This window comes from Dolomitihabitans soli (assembly GCF_022213955.1).
GTDB lineage: Bacteria > Actinomycetota > Actinomycetes > Streptosporangiales > Streptosporangiaceae > Streptosporangium_A > Streptosporangium_A soli.
This window is the reverse complement of the sequence record NZ_JAKNTW010000018.1, coordinates 217,070-239,733: the sequence shown is the minus strand read 5'-3', so window position 1 is coordinate 239,733 and position 22,664 is coordinate 217,070. Positions and strand designations below refer to the sequence as shown.

Annotated in this window: 22 protein-coding genes and 2 pseudogenes; 11 read left to right on the top strand and 13 right to left on the bottom strand. The window is 70.0% G+C overall.

The window, feature by feature from the left end:
- Positions 1-10: 10 nt before the first annotated feature.
- Both MBA17_RS29900 and MBA17_RS29895 read right to left on the bottom strand, forming a co-directional pair.
- Positions 11-607, bottom strand: coding sequence for a TetR/AcrR family transcriptional regulator (locus MBA17_RS29900; RefSeq protein WP_238500074.1), 597 nt, complete (start codon positions 605-607; stop codon positions 11-13).
- A 20-nt stretch (positions 608-627) separates the two neighbouring features.
- A complete protein-coding gene (locus tag MBA17_RS29895; RefSeq protein ID WP_238500073.1) occupies positions 628-1,263 on the bottom strand; it encodes a TetR/AcrR family transcriptional regulator in 636 nt (211 codons plus the stop codon).
- A gap of 108 nt (positions 1,264-1,371) precedes the next feature.
- On the opposite strand from MBA17_RS29895, the gene MBA17_RS29890 reads away from it, so the two are divergent.
- On the top strand, positions 1,372-2,061 hold the full coding sequence (locus MBA17_RS29890) for a histidine phosphatase family protein (RefSeq protein ID WP_238500072.1): 690 nt from the start codon (positions 1,372-1,374) through the stop codon (positions 2,059-2,061).
- 87 nt (positions 2,062-2,148) lie between these two features.
- Here the strand turns inward: MBA17_RS29890 and MBA17_RS29885 are convergent, their stop codons facing one another.
- From MBA17_RS29885 to MBA17_RS50610, 3 genes and pseudogenes are all read right to left on the bottom strand, one after another.
- Positions 2,149-2,784 carry a biliverdin-producing heme oxygenase gene (locus MBA17_RS29885; RefSeq protein ID WP_238500071.1) on the bottom strand — a complete coding sequence of 212 codons (636 nt, stop codon included), beginning with the start codon at positions 2,782-2,784 and terminating at the stop codon, positions 2,149-2,151.
- Between the two features lie 176 nt (positions 2,785-2,960).
- Positions 2,961-3,086, bottom strand: a pseudogene (locus MBA17_RS29880) (LuxR C-terminal-related transcriptional regulator); the annotation flags it as partial.
- A 52-nt stretch (positions 3,087-3,138) separates the two neighbouring features.
- Positions 3,139-3,333, bottom strand: a pseudogene (locus tag MBA17_RS50610) (histidine kinase); the annotation flags it as partial.
- Positions 3,334-3,510: 177 nt separating this feature from the next.
- Here MBA17_RS50610 and lon point away from each other — a divergent pair.
- Positions 3,511-5,880, top strand: a complete 2,370-nt coding sequence (lon, locus tag MBA17_RS29870) for an endopeptidase La (RefSeq protein ID WP_238500070.1) — start codon at positions 3,511-3,513, stop codon at positions 5,878-5,880.
- Between the two features lie 195 nt (positions 5,881-6,075).
- Here the strand turns inward: lon and MBA17_RS29865 are convergent, their stop codons facing one another.
- The gene (locus MBA17_RS29865) at positions 6,076-7,431 is read right to left on the bottom strand and encodes an MFS transporter (RefSeq protein ID WP_238500069.1); all 1,356 of its coding nucleotides are present in this window, start codon (positions 7,429-7,431) and stop codon (positions 6,076-6,078) included.
- Positions 7,428-8,069, bottom strand: a complete 642-nt coding sequence (locus MBA17_RS29860) for a helix-turn-helix domain-containing protein (protein ID WP_238500068.1) — start codon at positions 8,067-8,069, stop codon at positions 7,428-7,430. The genes MBA17_RS29865 and MBA17_RS29860 overlap by 4 nt, the downstream gene beginning before the upstream one ends.
- Before the next feature lie 310 nt (positions 8,070-8,379).
- On the opposite strand from MBA17_RS29860, the gene MBA17_RS29855 reads away from it, so the two are divergent.
- Complete coding sequence (locus MBA17_RS29855; protein WP_238500067.1) at positions 8,380-8,820, top strand: hypothetical protein; 441 nt, start codon at positions 8,380-8,382, stop codon at positions 8,818-8,820.
- On the top strand, positions 8,807-9,139 hold the full coding sequence (locus MBA17_RS29850) for a hypothetical protein (protein WP_238500066.1): 333 nt from the start codon (positions 8,807-8,809) through the stop codon (positions 9,137-9,139). The genes MBA17_RS29855 and MBA17_RS29850 overlap by 14 nt, the downstream gene beginning before the upstream one ends.
- A gap of 193 nt (positions 9,140-9,332) precedes the next feature.
- Here the strand turns inward: MBA17_RS29850 and MBA17_RS29845 are convergent, their stop codons facing one another.
- The 3 genes from MBA17_RS29845 to MBA17_RS29835 are packed head-to-tail and all read right to left on the bottom strand — an operon-like array spanning position 9,333 to position 10,653.
- Positions 9,333-9,911 (bottom strand): TetR-like C-terminal domain-containing protein, encoded by a 579-nt coding sequence (locus MBA17_RS29845; RefSeq protein ID WP_238500065.1) that lies wholly within the window; start codon positions 9,909-9,911, stop codon positions 9,333-9,335.
- Positions 9,912-9,913: 2 nt separating this feature from the next.
- Positions 9,914-10,231 (bottom strand): amidohydrolase family protein, encoded by a 318-nt coding sequence (locus MBA17_RS29840; RefSeq protein ID WP_238500064.1) that lies wholly within the window; start codon positions 10,229-10,231, stop codon positions 9,914-9,916.
- The gene (locus MBA17_RS29835; RefSeq protein ID WP_238500063.1) at positions 10,228-10,653 is read right to left on the bottom strand and encodes a DUF6463 family protein; all 426 of its coding nucleotides are present in this window, start codon (positions 10,651-10,653) and stop codon (positions 10,228-10,230) included. The genes MBA17_RS29840 and MBA17_RS29835 overlap by 4 nt, the downstream gene beginning before the upstream one ends.
- 148 nt (positions 10,654-10,801) lie before the next feature.
- On the opposite strand from MBA17_RS29835, the gene MBA17_RS29830 reads away from it, so the two are divergent.
- A complete protein-coding gene (locus tag MBA17_RS29830) occupies positions 10,802-11,932 on the top strand; it encodes a Fic family protein (RefSeq protein WP_238500062.1) in 1,131 nt (376 codons plus the stop codon).
- A 25-nt stretch (positions 11,933-11,957) separates the two neighbouring features.
- Here the strand turns inward: MBA17_RS29830 and MBA17_RS29825 are convergent, their stop codons facing one another.
- Positions 11,958-12,443: an ATP-binding protein gene (locus MBA17_RS29825; RefSeq protein WP_238500055.1), complete on the bottom strand. Its 486-nt coding sequence runs from the start codon at positions 12,441-12,443 to the stop codon at positions 11,958-11,960.
- A 316-nt stretch (positions 12,444-12,759) separates the two neighbouring features.
- On the opposite strand from MBA17_RS29825, the gene MBA17_RS29820 reads away from it, so the two are divergent.
- The 3 genes from MBA17_RS29820 (at position 12,760) to MBA17_RS29810 (ending at position 14,568) form a co-directional block, all read left to right on the top strand.
- Positions 12,760-13,581: a helix-turn-helix domain-containing protein gene (locus MBA17_RS29820; protein ID WP_238500053.1), complete on the top strand. Its 822-nt coding sequence runs from the start codon at positions 12,760-12,762 to the stop codon at positions 13,579-13,581.
- Positions 13,572-13,775: a DUF397 domain-containing protein gene (locus tag MBA17_RS29815; RefSeq protein ID WP_238500052.1), complete on the top strand. Its 204-nt coding sequence runs from the start codon at positions 13,572-13,574 to the stop codon at positions 13,773-13,775. The genes MBA17_RS29820 and MBA17_RS29815 overlap by 10 nt, the downstream gene beginning before the upstream one ends.
- Positions 13,776-13,974: 199 nt before the next feature.
- On the top strand, positions 13,975-14,568 hold the full coding sequence (locus MBA17_RS29810) for a hypothetical protein (protein ID WP_238500050.1): 594 nt from the start codon (positions 13,975-13,977) through the stop codon (positions 14,566-14,568).
- 165 nt (positions 14,569-14,733) lie between these two features.
- On the opposite strand, the gene MBA17_RS29805 is transcribed toward MBA17_RS29810, so the two are convergent.
- A complete protein-coding gene (locus tag MBA17_RS29805) occupies positions 14,734-17,346 on the bottom strand; it encodes a LuxR C-terminal-related transcriptional regulator (protein WP_238500049.1) in 2,613 nt (870 codons plus the stop codon).
- A gap of 71 nt (positions 17,347-17,417) precedes the next feature.
- Here MBA17_RS29805 and MBA17_RS29800 point away from each other — a divergent pair, with 71 nt between their 5' ends.
- The 3 genes from MBA17_RS29800 (at position 17,418) to MBA17_RS29790 (ending at position 21,779) form a co-directional block, all read left to right on the top strand.
- On the top strand, positions 17,418-18,545 hold the full coding sequence (locus MBA17_RS29800) for a DUF4145 domain-containing protein (RefSeq protein ID WP_238500048.1): 1,128 nt from the start codon (positions 17,418-17,420) through the stop codon (positions 18,543-18,545).
- 38 nt (positions 18,546-18,583) lie between these two features.
- Entirely contained in the window at positions 18,584-20,119 is a 1,536-nt protein-coding gene (locus MBA17_RS29795; RefSeq protein WP_238500046.1) for an acyl-CoA synthetase, read from the top strand.
- A 283-nt stretch (positions 20,120-20,402) separates the two neighbouring features.
- Positions 20,403-21,779 carry a S1C family serine protease gene (locus MBA17_RS29790; protein WP_238500044.1) on the top strand — a complete coding sequence of 459 codons (1,377 nt, stop codon included), beginning with the start codon at positions 20,403-20,405 and terminating at the stop codon, positions 21,777-21,779.
- Positions 21,780-21,920: 141 nt separating this feature from the next.
- Here MBA17_RS29790 and MBA17_RS29785 read toward each other — a convergent pair whose 3' ends face one another.
- The gene (locus MBA17_RS29785) at positions 21,921-22,658 is read right to left on the bottom strand and encodes an ABC transporter permease (protein ID WP_238500043.1); all 738 of its coding nucleotides are present in this window, start codon (positions 22,656-22,658) and stop codon (positions 21,921-21,923) included.
- Positions 22,659-22,664: the final 6 nt, after the last annotated feature.

Below are 22,664 nucleotides of genomic sequence, written 5' to 3'. Positions count from 1 at the left end.
GTGGCCCGGATCAGGAGGCCGCGAGGGCGCGCAGCACGAAGCCGGACACGATGGTCTCCGCCTTCTCCACGGTCGTCGTGCCCCGCAGCAGCGGAATCCGCTCGGCGCCGATGACCGCGAGGATGATCCGGGCGGTCTCCGCCACGTCGGTGGCCTGGAAGTCGCCGCAGGCGACCCCGCTGTCGATGATGCCGGTGAGAATCTCGTGCATCGGCGCGACGTGGTCGGCCAGCCGCTGGTAGGCGTCGGGGCCGAGGGTCGCGGACAGATCGGCCGCCCCCGGGTGCGGATGCGCGAGCAGCCCGGCGAGCTGGAGGCGGATGAAGACCCGCAGCCGTTCGCCGGGCGAGGCGTCGCCCGGCAGTTCGCGCTGGTAGCCCTCGATGAAATAGGTCGTGACGCGCTCGGTGAAGGCGAGCAGCAGCGCGGCCTTGTCGGGGAAGTAGTTGTAGAGCACCGTGCGGGTGATGCCCGCCTCAGCGGCCACCTCGGTCATCGAGATCGCGTCGATGCCCAGGTCGCGGGAGAGTTTCGCGACGGCCTGCAGGATGCGGTCGCGTGTCTGCGCGCGATGCTCTCCGATGGTCGCGGCGGAGATACGGGGCATGTTGCCATGGTCGCACACGATCACCGGGTGGGGCGGGCGGCGATCATGGCCTCGCGGAGCTGCCCGGCGGTGGGCGCGGGGGGCAGCGGCGGGCCGGAGGCGTCCGCGTGGCAGGCGGTGAGCAGGAACCCGACGAGCCGCCGCCACGCGCCGGGGGCGGCGTCCCTGGTCGAGCGGAGGACTCCCGCGTTGGCCATCAGGAACACCATCAGATCCTGCCCGGTGAAGTCGGCGCGCAGCGCCCCCGCGTCCTTCGCGCGCGCGATCAGCGTCTCCAGCGCGGCCAGAGCCCTGGCGCGGGGGACCTCCAGCCCGGCGGAGGACGGAAAGCACGTGGTGAGCGCCTCGGTGACGCCCTGGTCCGCGGCCTGCATCGCGCAGATCCGCTCGACGCAGTCGCGGAAGGCCGCCCACGGATCCTCGGTCAGCAGAGCCCTCTCCACGGCCTCGGCGAACTCGGCCATCTTCCCGGCCAAAATCGCCTCGATCAGCGCCTCGCGGTCGGGGAAGCGCCGGTAGAGGGTGGCGATGTTCACCTCGGCGCGACGGGCGATCTCCTCCAGCGGCGCCTCCAGGCCCCGCTCGGCGAAGACGCACCTCGCCGACTCCACGATGCGCCGCCTGTTGCGCTCGGCATCCCTGCGCAGTGCCGCCATGCGCTCATTCTATGAACCGAAGGGTGCCCTGCGGTCAGGACGGCGCTCCGGTGGTCGCCTGGGGTGGGGTTCGGTCCCTCGACGCTGTGAGACTAGTCTTCTGCGATTGTGGAGAAGGAATACCGCCAGCCCCGGTTCCAGCCGCCTCCGGGGGCGACCGAGCTGCTGCTGATCAGGCACGGCGAGTCGGAGCCCGCCCGCCCCGGCGCACCGTTTCCGCTGGTCGGCGGGCAGGGCGACCCGGGGCTCGCGCCCGGCGGCCTCGACCAGGCCGAGCGGGTCGCGGAGCGGCTGGGCGGGGAGCACATCGACGCCCTCTACGTGAGCACCCTGCGCCGCACCGCGCAGACCGCCGCGCCGCTGGCCAGGCGGCTCGGGCTCGACCCGCGCGTGGAGGCCGGGCTGCGCGAGGTCCACCTCGGCGAATGGGAGGGCGGGCTGTTCCGCAGGATGGTCGCCGAAGGCCACCCGGTCGCACGCCGAATGACAGACGAGGAACGCTGGGACGTCATCCCCGGCGCGGAGGAGGCGACCGTCTTCTCCGGCCGGGTGCGGGAGACGTTCACGAAGCTGGTCGCCGCGCACCCCGGCCACCGGCTGGCCGTCTTCTCGCACGGCGGCGTCATCGCCGAGGCGCTCGCCCTGGCCGCCCGCTCCCGCCCGTTCGCCTTCCTCGGCGCCGACAACGGGTCCATCTCGCACCTCGTCGTCACCGGCGAGCGCTGGATCATCCGCCGCTTCAACGACACGGCCCACCTCGACCCGGCGCTCACCGTGACCGCCGCGCCCCCGACCTGAATCCGGCCTGTCGGCGCTGCCCCCACGGCTGAGCGGGTGGTGATCGCCCTCGTCGACCGGCCCGGAATCGAGGCGGAAGCCGTACGGCTAGGCGGCGCGGGCGAGGTGGTCGAGGTCGGCCAGCACCTCGCTGTTGAGCTGGTAGGCGAGTTTGGTCTCGCGGATGACGCGTTGCAGGCCGGGCTCGTCGAGGGGGAGGGCGTCGAGCCGGCGGCGATACTCCTCCTTGAAGCGCGGCAGGCTGCCGATCTCGTCGAAGAAGTAGAAGTCGACGCCGCCGCCGCGCTCGAAGCCGTAGATCTTCTGCAGCTCCATCCGGATGAACTGCCCCCCGGACAGGTCACCCAGGTAACGGGTGTAGTGGTGGGCGATGTAGCCGCCCGGCCAGTCGGCGACCTGTTCGATCCGGGCGACGAGGGTGCGGGTCGCGGGAGAGGGCTCGATGCGGTCGCGCCAGGCCGCGCCGTACACGGTGGACAGGTCGCGGACCAGTGCCTCCTCGCGGTACAGCCCGGGGAAAACGAAGCGCCCGGCGATCGGGTGGTCGGCCAGGGATCTGGAGACGCCGTCGAGTGCGACGTAGGCGAAGTAGTGCTGGGCGATCAGCTCGCCGTACGCCTCGCGGCTGAGGCGGCCCGCCATGAGGGCCTTGAGGTAGCCCTCGCTCTCGGCCGACTCGTGATCGCCCCATGTGGCGTTTCTGAGGACTTCGGAGAACGGCATGCACACTCCCGATCGTGCGGTGCTTTCACGACAAAGTGTCACAAACATCGGGAGAGCACGTCAACTCGTTGACGACACTCTGTCATAATCGCCGTCCCAGGTCACCTGGTGGGCCGCCGGTGCGTCCGGTCGTGTGGGCGGCGGTCGCCGCAGTGCACCGGGCGCCCCGTGGTGGCTCAGCGGTCGCCGGGGCGCACCAGGCCGGTCTCGTAGGCGAAGACGATGGCCTGGGCGCGGTCGCGCAGGGTGAGCTTGGCCAGGATGCGGCCGACGTGGGTCTTCACGGTCTGCTCCGACAGCACCGGCCGCCTTGAGCGGCACGGACTCCGCCTGGATCGCGATCACCGACATGTGGTGCGCGACGACGTCGTGCAACTCGCGGGCGATCCGGGCGCGCTCCTCCTCCACGGCCAGCCGCGCGGTGGCGTTTCGCCGGATGCGCACGTTGTGGCCGAGCAGGCTCGGCGAGCGGGGCGGCGGCGGGTCCGCCCTGCCGGTGACGAACGCGCGCGCGAACGGCCGCGCGAGCCGGGCCGGCAACGAGGACATCCGGCCACCCTACGAGGGGCCGCCTACTGATCGCGTCACCCCGTGGCGTGATCCGGAGCGTCACTCCACGGTAGTGCTTACACAATTACGATCGCTGTCAGCGAACACGCTCAAGGGCGGGAACAATCCCGGGCTCTCATTAATTGAGTCGGTGTAACTCAACCCTTTGGAGTTGGCATGAGTGAGAGCTTGATCCTTCCGGTCCTCCCGCTGGACGACGCGGTCGTGCTGCCCGGCATGGTGGTTCCGCTCGACGTGTCGGACACAGAGGTGCGCGCCGCGATCGACGCGGCCCAGTCCGCCCCGGGTGAGCCGCATGTGCTGCTGGTGCCGCGCATCGACGGCAGATACGGCCCGGTGGGCGTGATCGCCCTCGTCGAACAGGTCGGCAGGCTGCCGGGCGGCGAGCCAGCGGCCGTGGTCCGCGGGCTCGACAGGGTCAGGGTCGGCGCGGGCACCACCGGGCCGGGCGCGGCCCTGTGGGTGGAGGCCACCCGGATGGAGCCGGTTCCCGCCGGTGAACGGGCCGGGGAACTGGCGACCGAGTACAAGGCGCTGGCCACCACGATCATGCAGAAGCGGGGCGGCTGGCAGGTCGTCGACGCCATCAACCAGATCGAGGACCCGGCGGTGCTCGCCGACAGCTCGGGCTACGCCCCGTGGCTGTCCGCCGCGCAGAAGGTCGAGCTGCTCCAGCAGCCCGATCCGGCCGAGCGCCTGGCCCGGCTGGTCGAGCTGGCCCGTGATCACCTGGCCGAGCTGGACGTCGCGGAGACCATCCGCAAGGACGTCCAGGAGGGCATGGAGAAGCAGCAGCGGGAGTTCCTGCTGCGCCAGCAGCTCGCTGCGGTCCGCAAGGAGCTCGCCGACCTGAACGGCGACCCCGCCGACGAGGAGGACGACTACCGGGCCAAGATCGAGGCCGCCGACCTGCCGGAGAAGGTGCGCGAAGCCGCCCTGAAGGAGGTCGACAAGCTGGAGCGGACCTCCGACCAGTCGCCCGAGACCGGCTGGATCCGCACCTGGCTCGACACCGTTCTCGACATCCCCTGGAACACCCGTACCGAGGACTCCTACGACATCACCACGGCCCGCGCCGTACTCGACGCCGACCACACCGGCCTGTCCGACGTGAAGGACCGCATCATCGAGTACCTCGCGGTCCGCAAGCGCCGCCACGAGCAGGGGCTCGGCGTGGTCGGCGGCCGGCGCAGCGGCGCGGTGCTGGCCCTCGCGGGTCCGCCCGGAGTCGGCAAGACCTCCCTCGGGGAGTCCGTCGCCCGCGCGATGGGTCGTGAGTTCGTCCGCGTGGCGCTCGGCGGCGTCCGTGACGAGGCCGAGATCCGCGGCCACCGCCGTACCTACGTCGGGGCCCTGCCCGGCCGGATCGTCCGCGCGATCCGTGAGGCCGGGAGCATGAACCCGGTCGTCCTGCTCGACGAGGTCGACAAGGTCGGCGCCGACTACCGGGGCGACCCGACGGCCGCGCTGCTGGAGGTCCTGGACCCCGCGCAGAACCACACCTTCCGCGACCACTACCTGGAGGTCGAGCTCGACCTGTCCGATGTGCTGTTCCTGGCGACGGCCAACGCCCTGGAGGCGATCCCCGGGCCGCTGCTCGACCGGATGGAGATCGTCACGCTCGACGGCTACACCGAGGACGAGAAGGTCGCCATCGCCCGTGACCACCTGCTGCCCCGTCAGCTCGACAAGGCCGGGCTGACCGCCGAGCAGGTGACGCTCGACGAGGAGGCGCTGCGCCGCCTGGCGGGCGAGTACACCCACGAGGCCGGCGTCCGCTCGCTGGAACGGTCGGTCGCGCGGATCCTGCGCAAGGTCACCGCCGGCCAGGCGCTCGGCGACACCGAGCTGCCCGTGCACGTCGGAGCCGGCGACCTGGTCGGCTACCTCGGCCGGCCCAGGCATGTGCCCGAGTCCTCACTCCCGGAGTCGAGCCAGCGTACGGCGGTGCCGGGCGTGGCCACCGGCCTGGCGGTCACCGGGGCGGGCGGCGACGTGCTCTACGTCGAGGCGTCCCTCGCCGACCCGGAGACGGGACCGACCGGGGTCACGCTCACCGGTCAGCTCGGCGATGTGATGAAGGAGTCGGCCCAGATCGCGCTGTCCTACCTGCGTTCGCGGGGCGCGGAGCTGGAGCTGCCGGTCGGGTCCCTCAAGGAGCGCTCGGTGCACGTCCACGTGCCCGCCGGGGCGATCCCCAAGGACGGCCCGTCCGCCGGCGTCACGATGACGACCGCTCTCGCCTCGCTCCTGTCGGGCCGCCCGGTCCGCGGTGACGTGGCGATGACCGGTGAGGTGTCGCTCACCGGCCGGGTGCTGCCCATCGGCGGCGTGAAGCAGAAGCTGCTCGCCGCCCACCGGGCGGGCATCACCACGGTCCTGATCCCGGCCCGCAACGAGCCCGACCTGGACGACGTGCCCGAGGAGGTCCGCGCCGAGCTCACCGTGCACGCCGTGAGCGACGTGCGCGAGGTGCTCGACATCGCGCTTACCCCCGCCAGGGTGGCCGAGCACGCCGCCGCCTGACCCACGGCACACGTACGGCTCCCGCCTGCACGGCGGGAGCCGTACACGTGTTCCCCCGCCTTCAGCTCGGGCCGTTCGGAGTTCTTGCCGGATTTCTTGTCGGCGAAGATACGCCGGCAGCCGGTGCGGAGGTCGGCGGTGGTGAAGGCGTCGGGGATGGATCCAGACTTGCGGAAGCACCCTCTAATCCGTCAGTCAGATGCGGGGAGGAGCATCCGTGCTCCGAGACGGCGAGACCGTGGTGTGCTGGGGGATTGCCGTGGCGGTCGCAGTAGTGGGTTTGCTGCGGTGGATCCACAGGAGGGCTCCTATTAGCAATACGGTGCCTCCCAGCAGCCAGGGAATCGGGCCGGGCGGCAGGACACCTATGAGTAAGCCAGTGAGGGCGCCGGCCAGTTGCAGAGCCAGAGACTGGACGGATAAGGCGGTAGCGCGGCCCGCACTGGTGACCCGGCGGTGCAGGAGGTCGTTTTCGCTCGGGCCCGCCGAGCCGAGCCCGAGGTACACCAGGCCGTAGCCGGTGGCCGCGAGAGCCGTCGCGGGTGCTCCGGTGGATGCTGCGGTGGCGCCGAGGAGTAGCAGGCCGCTGGCGCTGGTCCCAAGACTTGCCAGGACCGCGCGCTCGCCGCTGCCTGTGAGGCGTGCGATGAGCGGTGCGAGGTGGCTCCCGAGGCCCGAGCAGAGGAAACCGGCACAAGCGAGCGAGGCGAATACCACCGCGCCAGACTCGGATGCGCCGGTCAGGGTCGCAACGCGGCCCGGTGTGAGCAGTTCGATGGCGGCCAGGGCACTGCCGGCGGCCCCCGCGCTGAGGAGGATGCGGCGGACCAGCGCGTCGCGTGCGCCCAGGCGCAGTCCGCCTGCGATGGTGACAGGGATACCTCGCAGTACGCCGCGCAAAGTGGCCGCCGGCCGAGGTGGCTCGCGCAGGGCTGACAGGACGTACAGCACGAAGACGATCTCGACAGCAGCGGCCAACAGCAGCGGGATCGACAGAGGAAGAACCAGGCCGGAGGTTGCTTCACTCAGCCGCGCACCCACGTCCGGGCCGGTTGCCAGCAGCCAGGGCACGGCGCCGCCGAGCAGGGTGCCGACGGCGAGCGCGGCTGATGTTGCGGACTTCCCCCGGGCTAGACCGGTGCGCAGGTCGGCGCCAGGGCCGGAGTACGCATGAACGATGTCCACGTACCAGGCCTCGGCCGGCCCGCTGGACAGAGCTCGGCCCGCGCCCATGAGGGCCATGCCGCAGGTGAGCACCCAGGGTGCGACGCCCAGACCCAGAAGTATGAAAGCGGTCAGGTTCAGCAGGCCCGCGGCGGCCAGGACGGTTCGGCGTCCAAGGACGTCGGACAGCCCCCCTGTGGGCAGCTCCAGCGCGGCAGCGGTGAGGGAGTGCGCGGCGAAGAAGCCCGCGATGGCCGCCAGCGACATGCCACGTTCGGTGAAGAGCAGGATCAAGGGCGCGATGTTCAGACCGACCGGAAACCAGAAGAGCACGCAGGCTGTCACGTAGCGGCGACGTGCGGCGCGCATGTTCAGCGGCTCGGTCACGATGTGTCCTCGTCCGCAGACGCCGAAAGGGCGGTGTCCGGATCCAGGGCGGGATCGTGCGGTGCGAGGGGCAGCCCAGCGATGAGGAAGACAACCTGCGCGGCGCGTGGGTCGCCCGCGTCACGGGTGGTCAGTTCCTCCACTTTTCGATCGATCACCTGCCGCAGCTCGGCGAGAGACTCGGGGGTAAGCCGGAGTAGCAGGTCGGATATATCCGATGGTTCCAGCCACTCTTGGCCGAGCCGCCCGGCGGCGACGTCGGTCTCATGCCGGGCAAGGGACGCCTCCAGGTGCTCGATCTGGCGCCTGCGGGCGAAGCTGACGAAAGCCCGGCTTTCCGGCGCAGCGTCCATCTCCTTGTTGCTCCAGGACGTCACCAAGTGCACCGCCCGCCAGCGGCGCTCTCTTCTGTCGTAGTGCGCAGCCTCGGCGACGAACGCATATTTCGCCAGAACCCGCAGGTGATAGCTGGTGGAAGCGGATGTCTGTCCGGTCTTGACCGCGAGTTCGCTCGCGGTGGCAGGTCCGTCCTGTCGCAACAACCCGAGCAGCCGAATGCGCAAGGGGTGCGTGAGCGCCTTCAGCGCAGCGGCATCGTGCTCAGGATCAAGAACGCGCTTGTGCTCTTCGCCGACCATGGCAGAAGAGTAGATCTACCGACCGTCTTTCCCAAAGTATTTTTGCAAAAATTATTTGGGAAAGTACAGCGGTGGAGCTCAGCGCAAAGGCGGGGCGGCAACGTCCGGTCGAGTCGGAAGGTGGGTTTTGGACTGAGGTTTCTGGACGGTGTTGTCGATAGTGGCTACGGCCGCCCCTGCGTGATCGGCCCGGCCGAGCTTCCGCGCCCAGAGGGCCCGCTGGCGCAACGGATGACGGCACACGGCCGGGCGGACGAAGTGGAAAGCCTGGCTTGACAAGATCGCCTAGCGGACGGTAATAGCGTCTCTGGTGTTATCGAAAATCCCCGTTCCGGCCTTATGCGCGCTGGCGATCCTGCTGCCGCTGGTCCCCTTCGTCGTCGCGCCTAAGACCGCGAACGTCGCCCTTGGCGCGACCGTCGCCGCGCTCCTGATCGCGCCCGTCGTGGTGCTGCGCCGCGAGCGGTGGGTGCCACGGCTGGGCGCCGCGTTGCTGGCCCTGCTGGCCGTGGCCGCCGTGGCCGTCACGATGCCGCCGATCGCCTCGCTCATTGGGCCGCGCGAGGAAGATCTCAATCTGTACGCCCAGATTCAGTACTTCAGTAGCGGACCGGCCGAACCTGGAGCCCTGGCGCCATGGTTCCTGCCATGGAACAGCGACGACCTGCTGCTGTTCGCGGTCGCCTGTCTCGCGGAGGCGGCGCTGCTGCTGGCGCTCGGCCGGGGCCGTCCATCCGGTGGAGCGACGTGAGCCGCTTGCGCTGTGCTGGCCGATGCTGCTGTGGGCCGTCGCCCTGGTGCTGGTGAGCATTCCGCAAGCGATGCCTCTCGCGATTCTCACCGACGGGCTGAGCGAGCTCGCGTTCACGGTCATGTCGCTGTTGCGCATCGGGCAGACGGTCGTGCCGCGCGATTCGCTTTATCCATCCAGGCCGAACACACTCGTGAACACCCCGGGAAGGGGCTACGCCTGGGTTCCTCAGGCTCACGGGTGCCCTGACTGTCATCGATCTGGATCAAGAAGCGGTCAGGTGATCCAGATCGCGGCGTCGTCGACGCCCATGATCTGACCATCACATGGGCATTGATGTTGCAGACCTGTCTCGGCGAGGTAGGCGGCAGCCCGGGCCGCGCCTGGTGCGTCGCGGTGTTCTGATCTCCAATGCGGAATGATCCGATGGCCGCTGCGCCTTGCCGACGTCGACCAGCACGACGTCGGAACGGCCTGAAGGTGGTGGTGCACGAGATTCCTTTTGCTCGTGATCACTTGGTCACCGCGTCGGCCAGGCGGGTTGCGAGGTCGTGGGCGAAGCTGTCCCGCTCACTTCTGCGGAGTAGGTACAGCCAGACGAACACCGGCCCGGCCAGCAGGGCGTGGAGCACGTCGAGGTCGGGCTTGTCCTGGAGCTCTCCCCGGTGGACGGCGCGGTCCAGGACGGCGGTGATGCACTCCTGCTGGCGGGCCACGAACGTCTGCTGGAAGCGGGCGGCCAACGCGGGGTCGGCGCTGACGTCGGCCATCAGGCCGGGCACCGAGCCCAGCGCGGTAGGGCTGCCCATGGTGGCGAGGATGTCGTCGATCAGCGCCTTCAGGTCCGTGGTCAGCGAACCGGTATCGGGCGGAATCCGCAGGTCCAGGTCGTGCACGGTGGCGGCGTAGACCAGTTCCTGCTTGGTGGCGTAGCGGCGGTAGATGGCGGCCTTTCCGGCACCGGCGCGGGCGGCCACGGCGTCCATGGTGAGGCGGGCGTACCCGGTCTCGGTCAGGACGTCCCTGGTCGCGGCCAGGATGGCCGCATCGACGCGTTCGTCACGGGGACGTCCAGTGCGTGGTGTGTCCATGATCAGACGCTCCTCAGCCGAACCCCGCGGCGCCAGATCGCGGCGATGGAGCGAGTGTCGGTGATGTCGGTGACCGGGTCGCCGGCGACGAGGAGCAGGTCCGCCCGCAGCGCTTGTGCCAGGCTGCCGGGAAAGGTGTGCGTGTGGGCGTCGATCAGCCCGGGCAGCAGCGTGTGCCCGGTCCCGTCGATCACCTCCCCGCCGGTCAGAGGGTTGGTCGTGACGGTCTCGATGAGTCCGTCGCGCACCAGGACGCCGGCTCTGGGGAGGACCTGCTCGCCGTCGAAGACGCGGACGTCGGTGATCAGGGTCGTGCTCATGCGGACTTCCTGGCGGCGCGCAGGAGCATGACGGCGGGTACCAGGGTGAGGATGAACGGTGTCGGCTCGAGCAGCGCCGAGCCGAGCGTGCCCCAGCCGCCGAGCATCCAGGCGGCGAACGTGGGCGGAATCGTTCCCCGGCGGCCCAGCCAGTCGACCAGCAACCCCAGGGTGAGCAGCGGTAGTCCGAAGGAGCCGATGGTCAGCCAGAAGGCGCCCTGCCCCGGTGTGAGGTTGGTCAGGGCGTTCGTGGGGAACCACAACTGCCCGGTGAACCAGGCCGGGACGTGCTCCATGCTCAGGACGGTCGTGCTGACCAGATGCAACGCGCCGAGGAAGGCGGTGATTCGGCCGGCCCACACGACCGGGCGCAGTGCGGGAACAGTGGCGCTGGTCGCGTTTGCGGGATAGGCGACAGCCACATCGATCTCCTTTATGGAACGACCAGTTTCGGAACTACTGGTTCCGATAGTGGCACACGCTAACGGGGTGCGCCAATCTGGCCCTGACATATGTGGACGAATCATTGAGTCACTTGAGTAAATGATTCGAAGATGCTGTCATGAAGGCATGTTGTACGGAACGCCTGCCCTGGAGCCGACCGACCAGAGCGTGCTCGGCGAGATCGAGGAGATGCGCCGCGATCTGAAGTACCGGCTCGCCGAGCCGCATCGCTGGGACGGCCTGCTCAGGCGGCAGCTCACCGCCCGCGCCATCCAGGGGTCGAACTCGATCGAGGGCTACCGGGCCAGCGTCGAGGACATCGAGTCGATCATGTCGGGCGAGGAGCCGCTGGAGGTCTCCTCCGGAGTCGCGAAGGAGATCGCGGGCTACCAGCAGGCCCTCACCTACATCCGGCTGCTCTCCAAGGCGAAGATCTTCTCCTTCGACGCGGGCCTGCTGCACGCGCTGAACTTCATGGTCATCGGGCACCACGTCGACAAGTCCCCGGGAATCGTCCGGCCGGGCGGCATCTACGTGCGCAACGCGGTGACCGGAGAAGTGGTCTACGAGGGGCCCGACGCGGACGACGTGGCCGGGCTGATGGACGAGCTGGTCGCGTGGCTCGACGACGGCGACCTCGGTGCGCCGAGCTATGTGCGCGCGGCCATGGCCCACTTCAACCTTGTCGCGATCCATCCATGGCGCGACGGCAACGGGCGGATGTCCCGCGCGCTGCAAACGCTGGTGCTCGGCCGGGACCAGATCACCACGCCCGAGTTCTGCTCTATCGAGGAGTGGCTCGGTGTCGATGAGAACACCGTCGACTACTACCGTGCGCTGAGGCAGGTGCAGGACGGATCGTGGAGCCCTCACGACGACACCTTGTCATGGGTGCGGTTCTGCCTGCGGTGCCACCACATGCAGGCGCAGCGGGTGCGGCGGCGGCTGGCGGAGGCGGCCGAGGTGTGGATGCTGCTTGAGCAGCTCGTCGACGCCGAGGGGATGCACACCCGGTGCGTCTCCGCCCTCTACCAGATCTTCACCACCCGCCGGCTGCGACGCGGGATGTACCAGGCCGACGAGGGTCTGAGCGCCGGGCAGGCCGCACGCGACCTGCGCGAGCTGACGGCCGCCGGATGGCTCACGCCGTACGGCGAGACGAAGGGGCGCTTCTACGGGCGGGGGCCGAAGATCCAGGAGATCAAGGCGGACTTCAGTGCCAGAATCGTCCCGCTCCGCGACCCGTACGCCCGCTGATCCCGGAGGGCGACTCGGGATCGGTTCAGCGCCCCGAAGTTCGCCGGCCTTCAGGGTGATCGCCTGCGGCCCCTCCGGTGGGTTGTGGTTCGCCGACGAGGCACCAGACGACCTTGCCGCCGCTGATCGGCCACCGGAATCCCCACCTCTGGCACATCAGCTCGACGAGCAGCAGGCCGCGCCCGCCCTCGTCGTCGGGTGCCGGGTCGCGCCGCACGGGCGGGGTCCGGTCGGCGTCCCACACCTCCAGCACGACGCCGGAGCCCTGCCGGTAGAGGTTGATCGAGACGTGGACCGCCGAGAGACGGGCCTCCTCCTCGGTGCGGAGCAGGCCGCCCGACGCCTTGACCGCGTTGGCGACCAACTCGCCGGCCAGCAGCTCGGCCGTGTCGATCAGCTCGGCACGTCGCCAGCGTGTCAATGTGGCGCGCACATGCGCGCGGGCGTGGGACGCCGCCGACGGATGCGCGTTGAGATCGAGGTGACTCGTCCGCGCCACGACACCGGCCATCGAACACCAACTCCTGACTGGGAGCACGGCTGACGGGATTCCCAGCCGCGCCTTTTGGGGGTTCGATGATGAAATATCCCTATTGTCGCCATGCCGCGATCCGCCGGAAGGCCGCATGGACACTCGCCGATAGGTTCGAGCGAGTCAAGAGGGTGCCGTTCGGTGTCACCGTCCCCACCTGATAATGAATTCGCTGTTCCAGCGTGCCGGTGGCGGAGTAGTTTGGGGCGAGAAATAGTCTCACGCTGTCATCACACTTATATCGACACCGTGATTCTGTGAGGTGGGATTCCGTGAGACGACGGGAGTGCGCGACGTGCCCAACCCTATCGAGATAAATCCGGACGAATCTCCATATGCACGCTTCGCGTATGAGCTGCGCGAACACCGACTCCAGGCGGGCTGGACTCAGTCGCAGCTGGCCCGCAGGCTCACGGTGTCGGTGAGCTCGGTGGGCATGGTGGAGACCCTCAAACGAAAGCCAGACCAGCGGTTCGCCGCCGCCTGCGACAAAGCCTTCAAGCTAGAAGACGTGTTCAGCGTCCTGTGGAAAAGGACGAGATGGGAGACGGCTCCCGCGCATTTCCGCGACTTCATGGCACTGGAGGAACAGGCGTCGGCATTGCAGATCTGGGATCCCCTTCTCGTCCCCGGACTATTCCAGACGAAGTCCTATGCGACCCGAATATTCGAGGATGAGCCGGGAATCACCCCCGAACTGGTGGAACAGCGCGTCGCTCACCGTATGCATCGTCAGGGGATCCTGTCTCGTGACAAAGGGCCCATGATCTGGAGCCTCGTGGACGAGGGCGTTCTCCATCGCCCATTGGGTGACGCAGACGTGATGCGGGAGCAGCTACAGCACCTGCTGGAGATCGCCAAGCACCCACGGGTGACCATTCAGGTTCTTCCGTACGCGGCCTGGTCCGCAGTAGGTCTCCAGGCATCCTTCACAATCGCCGAACTCCGAGGCGCGCCTTGCAGTGTGTACGTCGAAAGCGTTCCTCGTGGACTCACCGTGGCAGATCGTGAGATCATGACGGCACTTGTCGGACGCTATGACGCTCTGCGAGCTGCGGCGTTTCCGCGGAGTCTTTCGCTGGGCATGATCAGGGAAGTGATGGCTAAATGGACCTGAGTGGCGCAGAATGGCGTAAGTCCTCCCTGTCCAGTGGTGATGGAGGAACGTGCGTGGAAGTGGCCTCCAATCTGCCGGGAATCATCGCCGTCCGGGACAGTAAAGACCCTGATGGGCCTGCTCTCATCTTCACCCCCGCCGAGTGGCGCGCATTCCTGGGCGGCGTGCGGGCGGGCGAGTTCAACGACGTGTAATGACGGGGTCGGTCTCCGAGCGCGGGGTTGAGTTTGTGACCGAGGTGGCCTGAGTTACAGGTGGGCTTCCTTGTGCAGGAAAGCACTCGTCTCACCGCAGGTCAGTGGAATTCAAGTGAACCGAAAGCGAATGTCAATCCGCCGGGCGTATTAAGGGGGCAGCACACACCCTCAGAATTCAGTCCCGAGGAGAAGCACGATGCGATTCGCCACTCGAATCCTGCTCGGCGTCGCGGCGGCCACCGCGCTCGCTGTGGCAGCCCCGGTCGCCGCGAGCGCCGACACGACGGTCTCGGCCTCAGCCCAGGCTCTCACCGACCCCACCACCACCTCGTGGGGCTCCTACTACTCCGCCGACCACCGGGCCAAGGCCAACGGCGAGGTCTCGGTCGAGGAGAAGCGGCACAAGAAGTGGTACACGAAGAAGTACGTGAAGTGGGAGAAGAAGTGCTGGTGGAAGAACGGTAAGAAGATCTGCAAGCCGGTCAGGAAGACCCACACGGTGCGGAAGTTCAAGTGGGTCGAGACCGACCACTTCACCGTCGACAGCACCCTCTACAACAAGAAGGCATGGGGCAGCTCGCGCTCCCGTTGCTCCTGGGAGACCTTCAAGGTCGTGAAGTTCGACGGCTCCGTCGACTTCGAGTCGTTCAAGAACTGCCAGCGCCGGCCCGTCGACCACTCGTTCAGCGGCACCGACGCCGAGCGCATCCAGGTCCAGGTCAGCCGTGGCAACAGCCACCGCCCGACCAGCAGGTTCGGTGGCTGGAACACCATCTACAGCGCCGCCTGACAGCGCACGGCACTCTCGCCCGGGCCGCCGATCCTCCAGGGGATCGGCGGCCTCGCCGTGTGATCACCTTCTTCGATCCGGCGGGACGCGGCTCCCGGACCGGCTTCCCGGTCGACCGGCCGGCTTCATCGATCGGCTTGGTCATCCACATGTCCCGGCCCGAAATCAGCCGGGTGGTGCGCCGTCGAACCTGCCGAAGATGCCGGCGAGTTCGGCCGCGCTGTTCACGCCGAGCTTCTGGTAGACCTGGTTGCGATGGTTCTGCGCGGTCCGCATGGAGATGTGCAGCCGCTCGGCGATCTCGCGGTGGCTGCGGCCGGCCGCGCCGAGCTGGGCCACCTCCAGTTCGCGTTCGGTGAGGTCGGGCGCGGCGAGCAGGCGGAGCGCGGGGGTGCGGGCGCGCGGGCACCGGCCGGCCAGCGACCACGCCTCGGCTGCGGCCCGCCGTGCCGTACGGCCGGAGTCGGCCTTGTGCAGCGTGGCCGCGGCCTGGGCGGCGGCCTCGGCCGCGTGCAGCAGCAGGCCGAGGCGCTCGAAGTCGCCTGCCACCGTGAGGAGTGCGGGGCCGTCGCCGTCGGCGAGCGCCCGCGCGTGGGCCGCGGCCAGCCGTACCCTCGGCCCCTCGTGCTCGGCGGCCAGTTCGGCGAGGCGGTCGGCGGCGGGCTGGGCGTGGCCGAGGCGGACGGCGTCGTGCAGCGCGACGAACTCGAATCCCGGCAGGCCCGCCGTGCGGCAGTCTCCGGCGACCTGAACCGCGAGGCCGGCGGCCGTGCTCGTCTCGCCGGCGGCGGCGATCCACACGCGGGTGAGCGCGACCCAGCGGGTGAAGGCGGTCCAGCTCGCCCGGTTGCGGGCCAGCGCGGCGTCGAGGGTCTCCAGCGCGGCCCGGCCGTCGCCGCACAACGCCTGGGCGTTCGCGTAGGCGCCCAGGCAGCCGCCGACGGTCAGCGCGGTCTCGTGGTGGGCGGGGGAGTGCAGCACGCCGAGCGCCGCGTCGAGGTCGCCGCGGAGGGTGGCCGCGTGCCCCCTGGCTAGGGCGAGGCTGCCCTCACCCCGTGACCAGCCGCGCTGCCCGGACACGGCCTCGGCCATGGAGGCGATCGCCTCGTCCATGACGGCCAGCTCGCCGGTGAAGAAGCCGCACAGCGCCCAGGTGGAGTGCAGCGGCGAGACGATCGCGGGGATCGTGTCGCGCCAGGAGCCGAGGTCGGCCAGCGCCTCGCCGACACAGGCCAGTGACTCCGTCGTACGGCCCGCGTAGCACAGGGCGAGCGCGTGCGCGTTGAGCGTCTGGGCGCGCAGCGCGGGGCTGAGCGGCCCGGCGAGCAGCGGCGCGCTGAGGGTGAGCGCGCCGCGCGGATCGGCCGCCGAGGCGGCGAGCCCGAGTCTGCGCACCGCGATCTCGCCGCGCTGCTCGTGGCCGAGCAGCGTGGCCTCGGTGCTGTCGAGCAGCCGCATCGCGTCGGCCAGCCGGTTCTTCCCCCATGCCAGGTTGCTGGCCCTGGCCAGGGCCAGCTGGGCGCGGGCCGCCTCGTCCGGCGGCTCGGGGGTCGCGTCGAGCACGGCACGGGCCCGGTCGGGGAGCTGCGCGTAGTCGAGCAGGTTGGCCAGCATGATCGCCGCGTCGGTGCCGCCGCCCGCGCTGACCCCGGCCTCCGCGAGCCGTACGGCCAGCGGGTAGTCGTGGGCCGACCAGGCGAGGCGGCTGGCGGCGAGCAGCGGCTCCGGGTCGGCGCCGAGCCCGCTCTCCAGCCGCCAGACGGTGGTGCGGAGCGGATCCTCCCGGCGGCGGAGCCCGGTCGCCTCGGCGACGCGGACCAGGTCGGAGTGCCGCCGGCGCCGGCGCAGCTCCGGGCAGCGCTCGCGGGCCACCTCGCCGTAGAGCGGATGGCCGAGCCTGGCGACCTCGCGCCGGTGCTCGACCACCACCTTGATCAGCCCGCGATCCTCGGCGCGCAGCACGGCGTCCTCGGAGGTCAGGACGCTGAGCGTGCGGGCGCCGACGGGTTCGGCGAAGGCGGTGTACTCCAGCACGTCCTTCATCGGGGTGGACAGGGTGCCGATCCGGTCGTGGATCAGGTCCACCAGGCGGGGCGCGAGCCGGGTGTCGCCGGTGAGCTGCCACAGGCCGCGCACGAGCTGGAGCGTTCCCGAGTCGAGCGCGGAGACGACGATCTCGTGCAGGAAGAGGGCGTTGCCCTCGGTCACGCGGCGCAGCCGCAACACGGTCGCCTCGTCGGGGCCGCCGCGCAGCGCCGCCGTCAGCAGAGCCCGGGTGTCCTCGTCGCTGAGCGGGCCGATGTCGGCCCGCCTGGCCAGGTCGTCGCGCCAGAGCGCGGTCACGCCGTCGGGGGCCGGTTCGCCGGTGCGCACGGTGGCCACGATCCGGGCCCGCCCGGAGCCGACCAGGGAGTGCACGACGCCGGCCGAGTGGCCGTCGAGCAGGTGCGCGTCGTCGACCCCGAGAACCAGCCGCAGGCCCCGGGCGCGGGCGACGATCTCCTCCGCGGCCCATCGCAGCGAGTTGCCGGGGGGCGTCTCTCTGGGGAGCAGGTCGGCCAGCGCCCCGTTGGGGATGCCGCTCGCGGCCTGGGTCGCCCTGATCCTGAGGACGGTGAACCGGTCGGGGGCGAACTGCCGCAGAACCTCCCCGGCGAGCCTGGTCTTGCCGACCCCGGCCGCCCCGACGATCACGACTCCGCGGGTCGTGTGGTCACGCGCCAGCCTGACCAGATGATCGAGCTCTTTCCTTCGCCCGGCGAACGGCCAGCTCCTCATTCACGCCCTCCCGCCCCGGCTTGGATGTTACGCCCTTGCAGGCCGTTTGGTGATTCATTTATCGTCCGGTTGTGGGACGCTGGGCGGCCAAATTCGATGTCGATTGCCCGGGGTGCGCAGGCCGCTCTCTCGCCCGCGAGCCCGACGGGCCGCATCGGGCTTTCCTGCCGCCGGACCTCGCGTCCTTCGCGGTGACCGTGTGCCAGCTGTGCGGCCAGGTGCTCTTTCTCGCTCCCGAGGGCCCGGAGCCGGATCCCGACGTCGATCCCGACACGCAGCCGCCCCGTCGGGCCCGCGTGCTGTGGCCGGTCACCGGCCGCCCGCCGGCCGAGACGATCCCGGCTCCGCTGACGCGGGAACTGGCGGAGGCGGCGGCCTGCCTGCGCGCGGGGGCGTACACCATGGCGCTGGTCAACGTGCGGCGGCTGCTCGAAGGCGTGTGCGCCGACCATGGGGTCGCCGGCGGCCCGCTCTTCCACGGGCTGCGGGAGCTGCGCAAGCGCGGGGTCATCGAGGGGAGGCTGGCCGACTGGGCGGAGGAGCTGCGGGAGGTCGGCAACGAGGCCGCGCACATGAGCGGGCGACGGGTGGTCCGCGAGGACGCCGAGGACGCGATCGCGCTCGCCGAGGCCCTGCTCGACCACCTCTACGTCTTCACGGGCAGGTACGAGGAGTTCCGCAGACGCCGCGGCGGCACGGGGCGGCCGGTCAGGTCCGGGGTCGTCGTCCGTGAGACGCCCGCCATGAAGACGCTGCGCAAATCCGGGATCCGGTTCACCCCGCACCGCTACGCGCACGATCCGGCGAGCGTGCGATCGCGCAGGGACATCGCGGACGAGCTCGGGGTGGCCCCGCTGCGGGTGCTCAAGGCGGTGATCGTCCGCGTGGACGACCGCGCCGTCGTCGCGGTGCTGCCCGTACGGCACGACGTGGACGTGACCGCCCTGGCCAAGGCCGTCGGCGGGCACGACGCCAGGCTGGCCGCGCTGAGCGAGGTGAGCCGTCTGGGCTGGGCGACGGCGAGCGAGGTGATGAGCCCGCTCGCCCTGCCGTACCTCCCGGTGGTCGTGGACGCCTCGATCGCCGCGCCGGTGAGCGTGTACGTCTCCAGCGGCAGGCACGGCCTGGAGTTGGAGCTGGCGTCCGCGGACCTGATCCTGGTCACCGGGGCGACGACGGCGGCGATCACCGCCCGGTGACTTCTCAGCGGACCCCTAACCGAGTAGCGTTCGGTTGTATGCATCCGGGAGCGATCGCTGCACAGACGCCGGACAAACCAGCCGTGATCATGGCGGAGACCGGGCGGATCGTCACCTACCGCGAGCTGGACGAGGAGTCCAACCGCCTCGCGCACCTGTTCCGGGCCGCGGGCCTGCAGCCGGGCGACCACATCGCCCTCATGCTGGAGAACCACCCGATGTTCCTGGTCGTGGCCTGGGCGGCGCACCGGTCCGGCCTCTACTACACCGCGATCAGCACCCGGCTGCAGACCGCCGAGCTGGCCTACATCGTCGACAACTGCGAGGCGCGGGTCTTCATCTCCTCCGTACGGCTGGCGGAGGTCGCCGCCTCGGTCACCGGCGACACCCCCAAGGTCGGGCTGCGGCTGATGCTGGACGGCACCGCCCCCGGTTTCGACTCCTACGAGAAGGCCGTGGCCGTCCATCCCACGACGCCCATCGACGACGAGTGCCAGGGCATGGACATGCTCTACTCCTCGGGCACGACGGGCAGGCCCAAAGGGGTCAAGCCCATGTTGTCCCTGGCGCCGATGGACCAGCCGGGCACGTTGCTGCGGCTCATCGAGTTCCTCTTCGCCCCGTCGGCCGATTCCGTCTACCTCTCGCCCGCCCCGCTCTACCACGCGGCCCCGCTGCGCTACTGCATGAGCTTCCAGCGGCTCGGCGGCACGATCGTGGTGATGGAGAGGTTCGATCCCGAGCAGGCGCTCGCACTGATCGAGCGGTACCGGGTGACCCACTCCCAGTGGGTGCCGACCATGTTCATCAAGATGCTCAAGCTGCCGGCCGCGACCCGGGCGGCCTACGACCTGTCGTCCCTCGAGTGCGCGGTGCACGCCGCCGCGCCGTGCCCGGTGCCGGCCAAGGAGCAGATGATCGAGTGGTGGGGCCCGATCATCCATGAGTACTACGCGGGCACCGAGGGCAACGGCTTCCTCTATGTCGGCCCGCAGGACTGGCTCACCCACAAGGGAACCGTCGGCAGGCCGTTGCTCGGCACCGTGCACATCTGCGACGAGGAGGGCGCCGACCTGCCGCCCGGTGAGCACGGCACGGTCTACTTCTCCGAGGCGCCCACCTTCGAATACCACGGCGACCCGGAGAAGACCAGGGCGTCCCGCGACCCGCTGGGCCGTGGCTGGAGCACGCTCGGCGACATCGGCCACCTGGACGAGGAGGGTTTCCTCTACCTCACCGACCGGCGCTCATACATGATCATCTCAGGCGGGGTGAACATCTATCCCCAGGAGGCGGAGAACCTGCTCGCCGTCCATCCGAAGGTCGCCGACGTGGCCGTCTTCGGCGTGCCGGACGAGGAGATGGGCGAGCAGGTCAAGGCCGTCGTGCAGGCGGCCGACCCGGAAGAGGCGGGGCCCGCCCTCGCCGCCGAGCTGATCGAGCACTGCCGTGCCCGGCTCGCGCACTACAAGTGCCCCAAGTCGGTCGACTTCCGCGACGAACTGCCCCGCCACCCGACCGGCAAGCTCTACAAACGACTGCTGCGCGACGAGTACTGGCCCGCCGGCGGCTGACCTCCGGTCGGCTCGGCGGCTACCGGAGCCTCCATCGGGCACTCGCCTCACCGATTCGCCCGATCCCCACCCACCTCCCGCCAGACGATTCATGACCGTCGTCACGGCTGCTCGACGGGGATGTCCTGGCCGGTCAGCGTCTCTTTCTTCGACCGTGTGGCAGCCGCTGACCACGGAGGATAAGGCCCGTGTCAGCCTGGCGAAGCGATCGTGATCAGGTGCTTAGACGGGTCTTATCGGTCGTTTGCCAGGCTGTAGACAGCGACGACGGATGGGGATGGGCATGAGCGAGAACGACCGAGGCAACGACAGGGCCGGTGACCAGGCAGGCGACCAGGCTGGGGAGCAGGCCGAGCAGGGCGGGTGGACGCAGTTCGGGGGGAGGCCGCCGGAGCAGGGCTCCTTCCCGCGCCCGCCGGAGACGGCCGCCTTCCCTCCTCCGCCGGAGGCGGCCGAGGTCACCGCCGTGCACGCCGTGCCCGGCGTCGCGGTCAAGCACGGCTTCACGGGCCGGCAGAAGGCGGTGGTGGGGCTGGCCCTGGCCGCGATGGCGTTCGGCGGCGGGGCCGCGGGGGCCTTCGTCGCGACGTCCTTCGGAGAGGACCGGCCCGTGGCGGCCACCAGTCCGGTGTTCAGCCCGGTCGCGAACACCGGCACGGTGTCCGACGTGGCGCGGGCCGTACAGCCTTCGGTGGTCTCGGTGAGCGCGACGCAGGGCGGGGGGTCGGGTGTCGTGCTCACCGCGGACGGTTACATCCTGACCAACAACCACGTCGCCGAGCTGGCCGGGCAGGGCGGCAAGCTCACCGTGAAGTTCAGCGACGGCAAGACCGCGCAGGCCACGGTCAAGGGCACCGACCCGGCCACCGACATCGCGGTCATCAAGGCGGAGGGCGTGTCCGACCTGACCAAGGCGACGCTGGGTGACAGCGACGCGCTCAAGGTCGGCGACTCCGTGCTGGCCATCGGCAGCCCGCTCGGCCTGGCGGGATCCGTCACGTCCGGCATCGTCAGCGCCCTGGACCGTACGGTGACCGTCGGCGGGGAGCAGCCGCAGCAACTCCCGCCGGGCCTGGGACAGGGCCAGCAGCAGCCGCAGCAGCAGCTCCCGCCGGGCCTGGGGCAGGAGCAGCAGCCGCAACAACAGCAGCAGCGACAGCAGGGACAGGACGAGGTGACCACCATCGGCGGCGCGATCCAGACGGACGCGGCGATCAACCACGGCAACTCGGGTGGCGCGCTGGTGAACGCGGCCGGGCAGGTCATCGGTATCAACACGGTGATCCTCACGGCCGGCGGCGACGGCAACATCGGCGTCGGCTTCGCGATCCCGATCAAAACCGCCCGGCAGATCGCCGAACAGCTCATCACCGTGGGCAAGGCGACCCACGCCCAGCTCGGGGTGAGCCTCCAGGACGCCACCGGCGAGACGACGGGCGCACTGGTCGGGCAGATCACCCAGGGCAGCCCGGCGGAGAAGGCGGGGTTGCGCGTCGGCGATCTCATCACCAAGATGAACGAGCGGACCGTCGAGGAGGCCGCCACGGTCGTCGGCGCGGTGCGAGGTTTCAAACCGGGCGACGAGGTCACGATCACCTATGTGCGCGACGGCCGTACGGCGACCGTGCAGGTCACGCTCACCGAGAAGACCGGTGAGTGACCACCGGACCGGATGTGTCGCCGGCATCGCTGCGGAGCCGGCGGCACATCCTTCGTCGGAGGACCCCTGTCGCGGTTTCGGGGTAAAGCTCCTGTCGTGAAACGCAGTTGTGGAGCCCCTGCCGTGAGGCTGTGTGAGGGCTCAGGCGAAGCGGGTGCCCTCGTCGCGGCGGTAGCCCCAGACCGCCGCGGCGCCCGCCGCGAGGGTCCACACCGCGAGCATGACCATGGTGATCGGCCTGGGCGAGAAGTCGCCCACCGCCGCCCAGACCAGCTCGACCGCGCCACGGCTCGGCAGGTAGGGCGCGATCGCCGCGATGAACGCGGGCGGGTCGACCGGCGAGGTCAGCAGGCCGCCGCCCACCGCCATCGGGAAGAAGATCACCTGTACCACCGCGACGGCGGCCTTCGTCGGCATCACGTAGCCGACGAACAGCCCGAGCAGGGTGAACGGGACCGAGCCGAGGGCCAGCGCGGCCAGGCCGAGCAGCAGCCCGCCGACGGTCACCGACGCCTTGGTCAGGAACGCGGCGATCAGCAGCACCGGCACCAGCGAGACGGCCATCACGGCGAGCCCGCTCAGGATGCGCCCGGCGAACCGGGGGAAGGCTCCGGCGGGAAGCGTGCGGAGGTAGGGGTCCCACGGCTGGGCCCGGTCCTCGGCGACGCCCACCCCGAAGGTGAACAGCGACGTGGACATCACCGCGAACATCATCATCGAGGCCGTGGCCATGGTCGCGCCGACGGGATGGTCTCCGGCGAAGGGGACCACGAAGAACAGCATCGCCGCGGCGGGGAAGAACGCGCTGCCGACGATCGCGATCGGGATCCGGGCGGTTTCCAGCAACTGGTACTTGGCATGGGTGAAGGCGAGTGCCATCGGGGG

What these genes read in the sequence shown, in the direction of transcription:
- MBA17_RS29900 (WP_238500074.1), bottom strand. Translation starts at nt 607, where the DNA reads ATGCCCCGTATCTCCGCCGCGACCATCGGAGAGCATCGCGCGCAGACA.
- MBA17_RS29895 (WP_238500073.1), bottom strand. Translation starts at nt 1,263, where the DNA reads ATGGCGGCACTGCGCAGGGATGCCGAGCGCAACAGGCGGCGCATCGTG.
- MBA17_RS29885 (WP_238500071.1), bottom strand. Translation starts at nt 2,784, where the DNA reads ATGCCGTTCTCCGAAGTCCTCAGAAACGCCACATGGGGCGATCACGAG.
- lon (WP_238500070.1), top strand. Translation starts at nt 3,511, where the DNA reads ATGAGTGAGAGCTTGATCCTTCCGGTCCTCCCGCTGGACGACGCGGTC.
- MBA17_RS29860 (WP_238500068.1), bottom strand. Translation starts at nt 8,069, where the DNA reads ATGGTCGGCGAAGAGCACAAGCGCGTTCTTGATCCTGAGCACGATGCC.
- MBA17_RS29845 (WP_238500065.1), bottom strand. Translation starts at nt 9,911, where the DNA reads ATGGACACACCACGCACTGGACGTCCCCGTGACGAACGCGTCGATGCG.
- MBA17_RS29840 (WP_238500064.1), bottom strand. Translation starts at nt 10,231, where the DNA reads ATGAGCACGACCCTGATCACCGACGTCCGCGTCTTCGACGGCGAGCAG.
- MBA17_RS29830 (WP_238500062.1), top strand. Translation starts at nt 10,802, where the DNA reads ATGTTGTACGGAACGCCTGCCCTGGAGCCGACCGACCAGAGCGTGCTC.
- MBA17_RS29825 (WP_238500055.1), bottom strand. Translation starts at nt 12,443, where the DNA reads ATGGCCGGTGTCGTGGCGCGGACGAGTCACCTCGATCTCAACGCGCAT.
- MBA17_RS29815 (WP_238500052.1), top strand. Translation starts at nt 13,572, where the DNA reads ATGGACCTGAGTGGCGCAGAATGGCGTAAGTCCTCCCTGTCCAGTGGT.
- MBA17_RS29810 (WP_238500050.1), top strand. Translation starts at nt 13,975, where the DNA reads ATGCGATTCGCCACTCGAATCCTGCTCGGCGTCGCGGCGGCCACCGCG.
- MBA17_RS29805 (WP_238500049.1), bottom strand. Translation starts at nt 17,346, where the DNA reads ATGAGGAGCTGGCCGTTCGCCGGGCGAAGGAAAGAGCTCGATCATCTG.
- MBA17_RS29795 (WP_238500046.1), top strand. Translation starts at nt 18,584, where the DNA reads ATGCATCCGGGAGCGATCGCTGCACAGACGCCGGACAAACCAGCCGTG.
- MBA17_RS29790 (WP_238500044.1), top strand. Translation starts at nt 20,403, where the DNA reads ATGAGCGAGAACGACCGAGGCAACGACAGGGCCGGTGACCAGGCAGGC.
- MBA17_RS29785 (WP_238500043.1), bottom strand. Translation starts at nt 22,658, where the DNA reads ATGGCACTCGCCTTCACCCATGCCAAGTACCAGTTGCTGGAAACCGCC.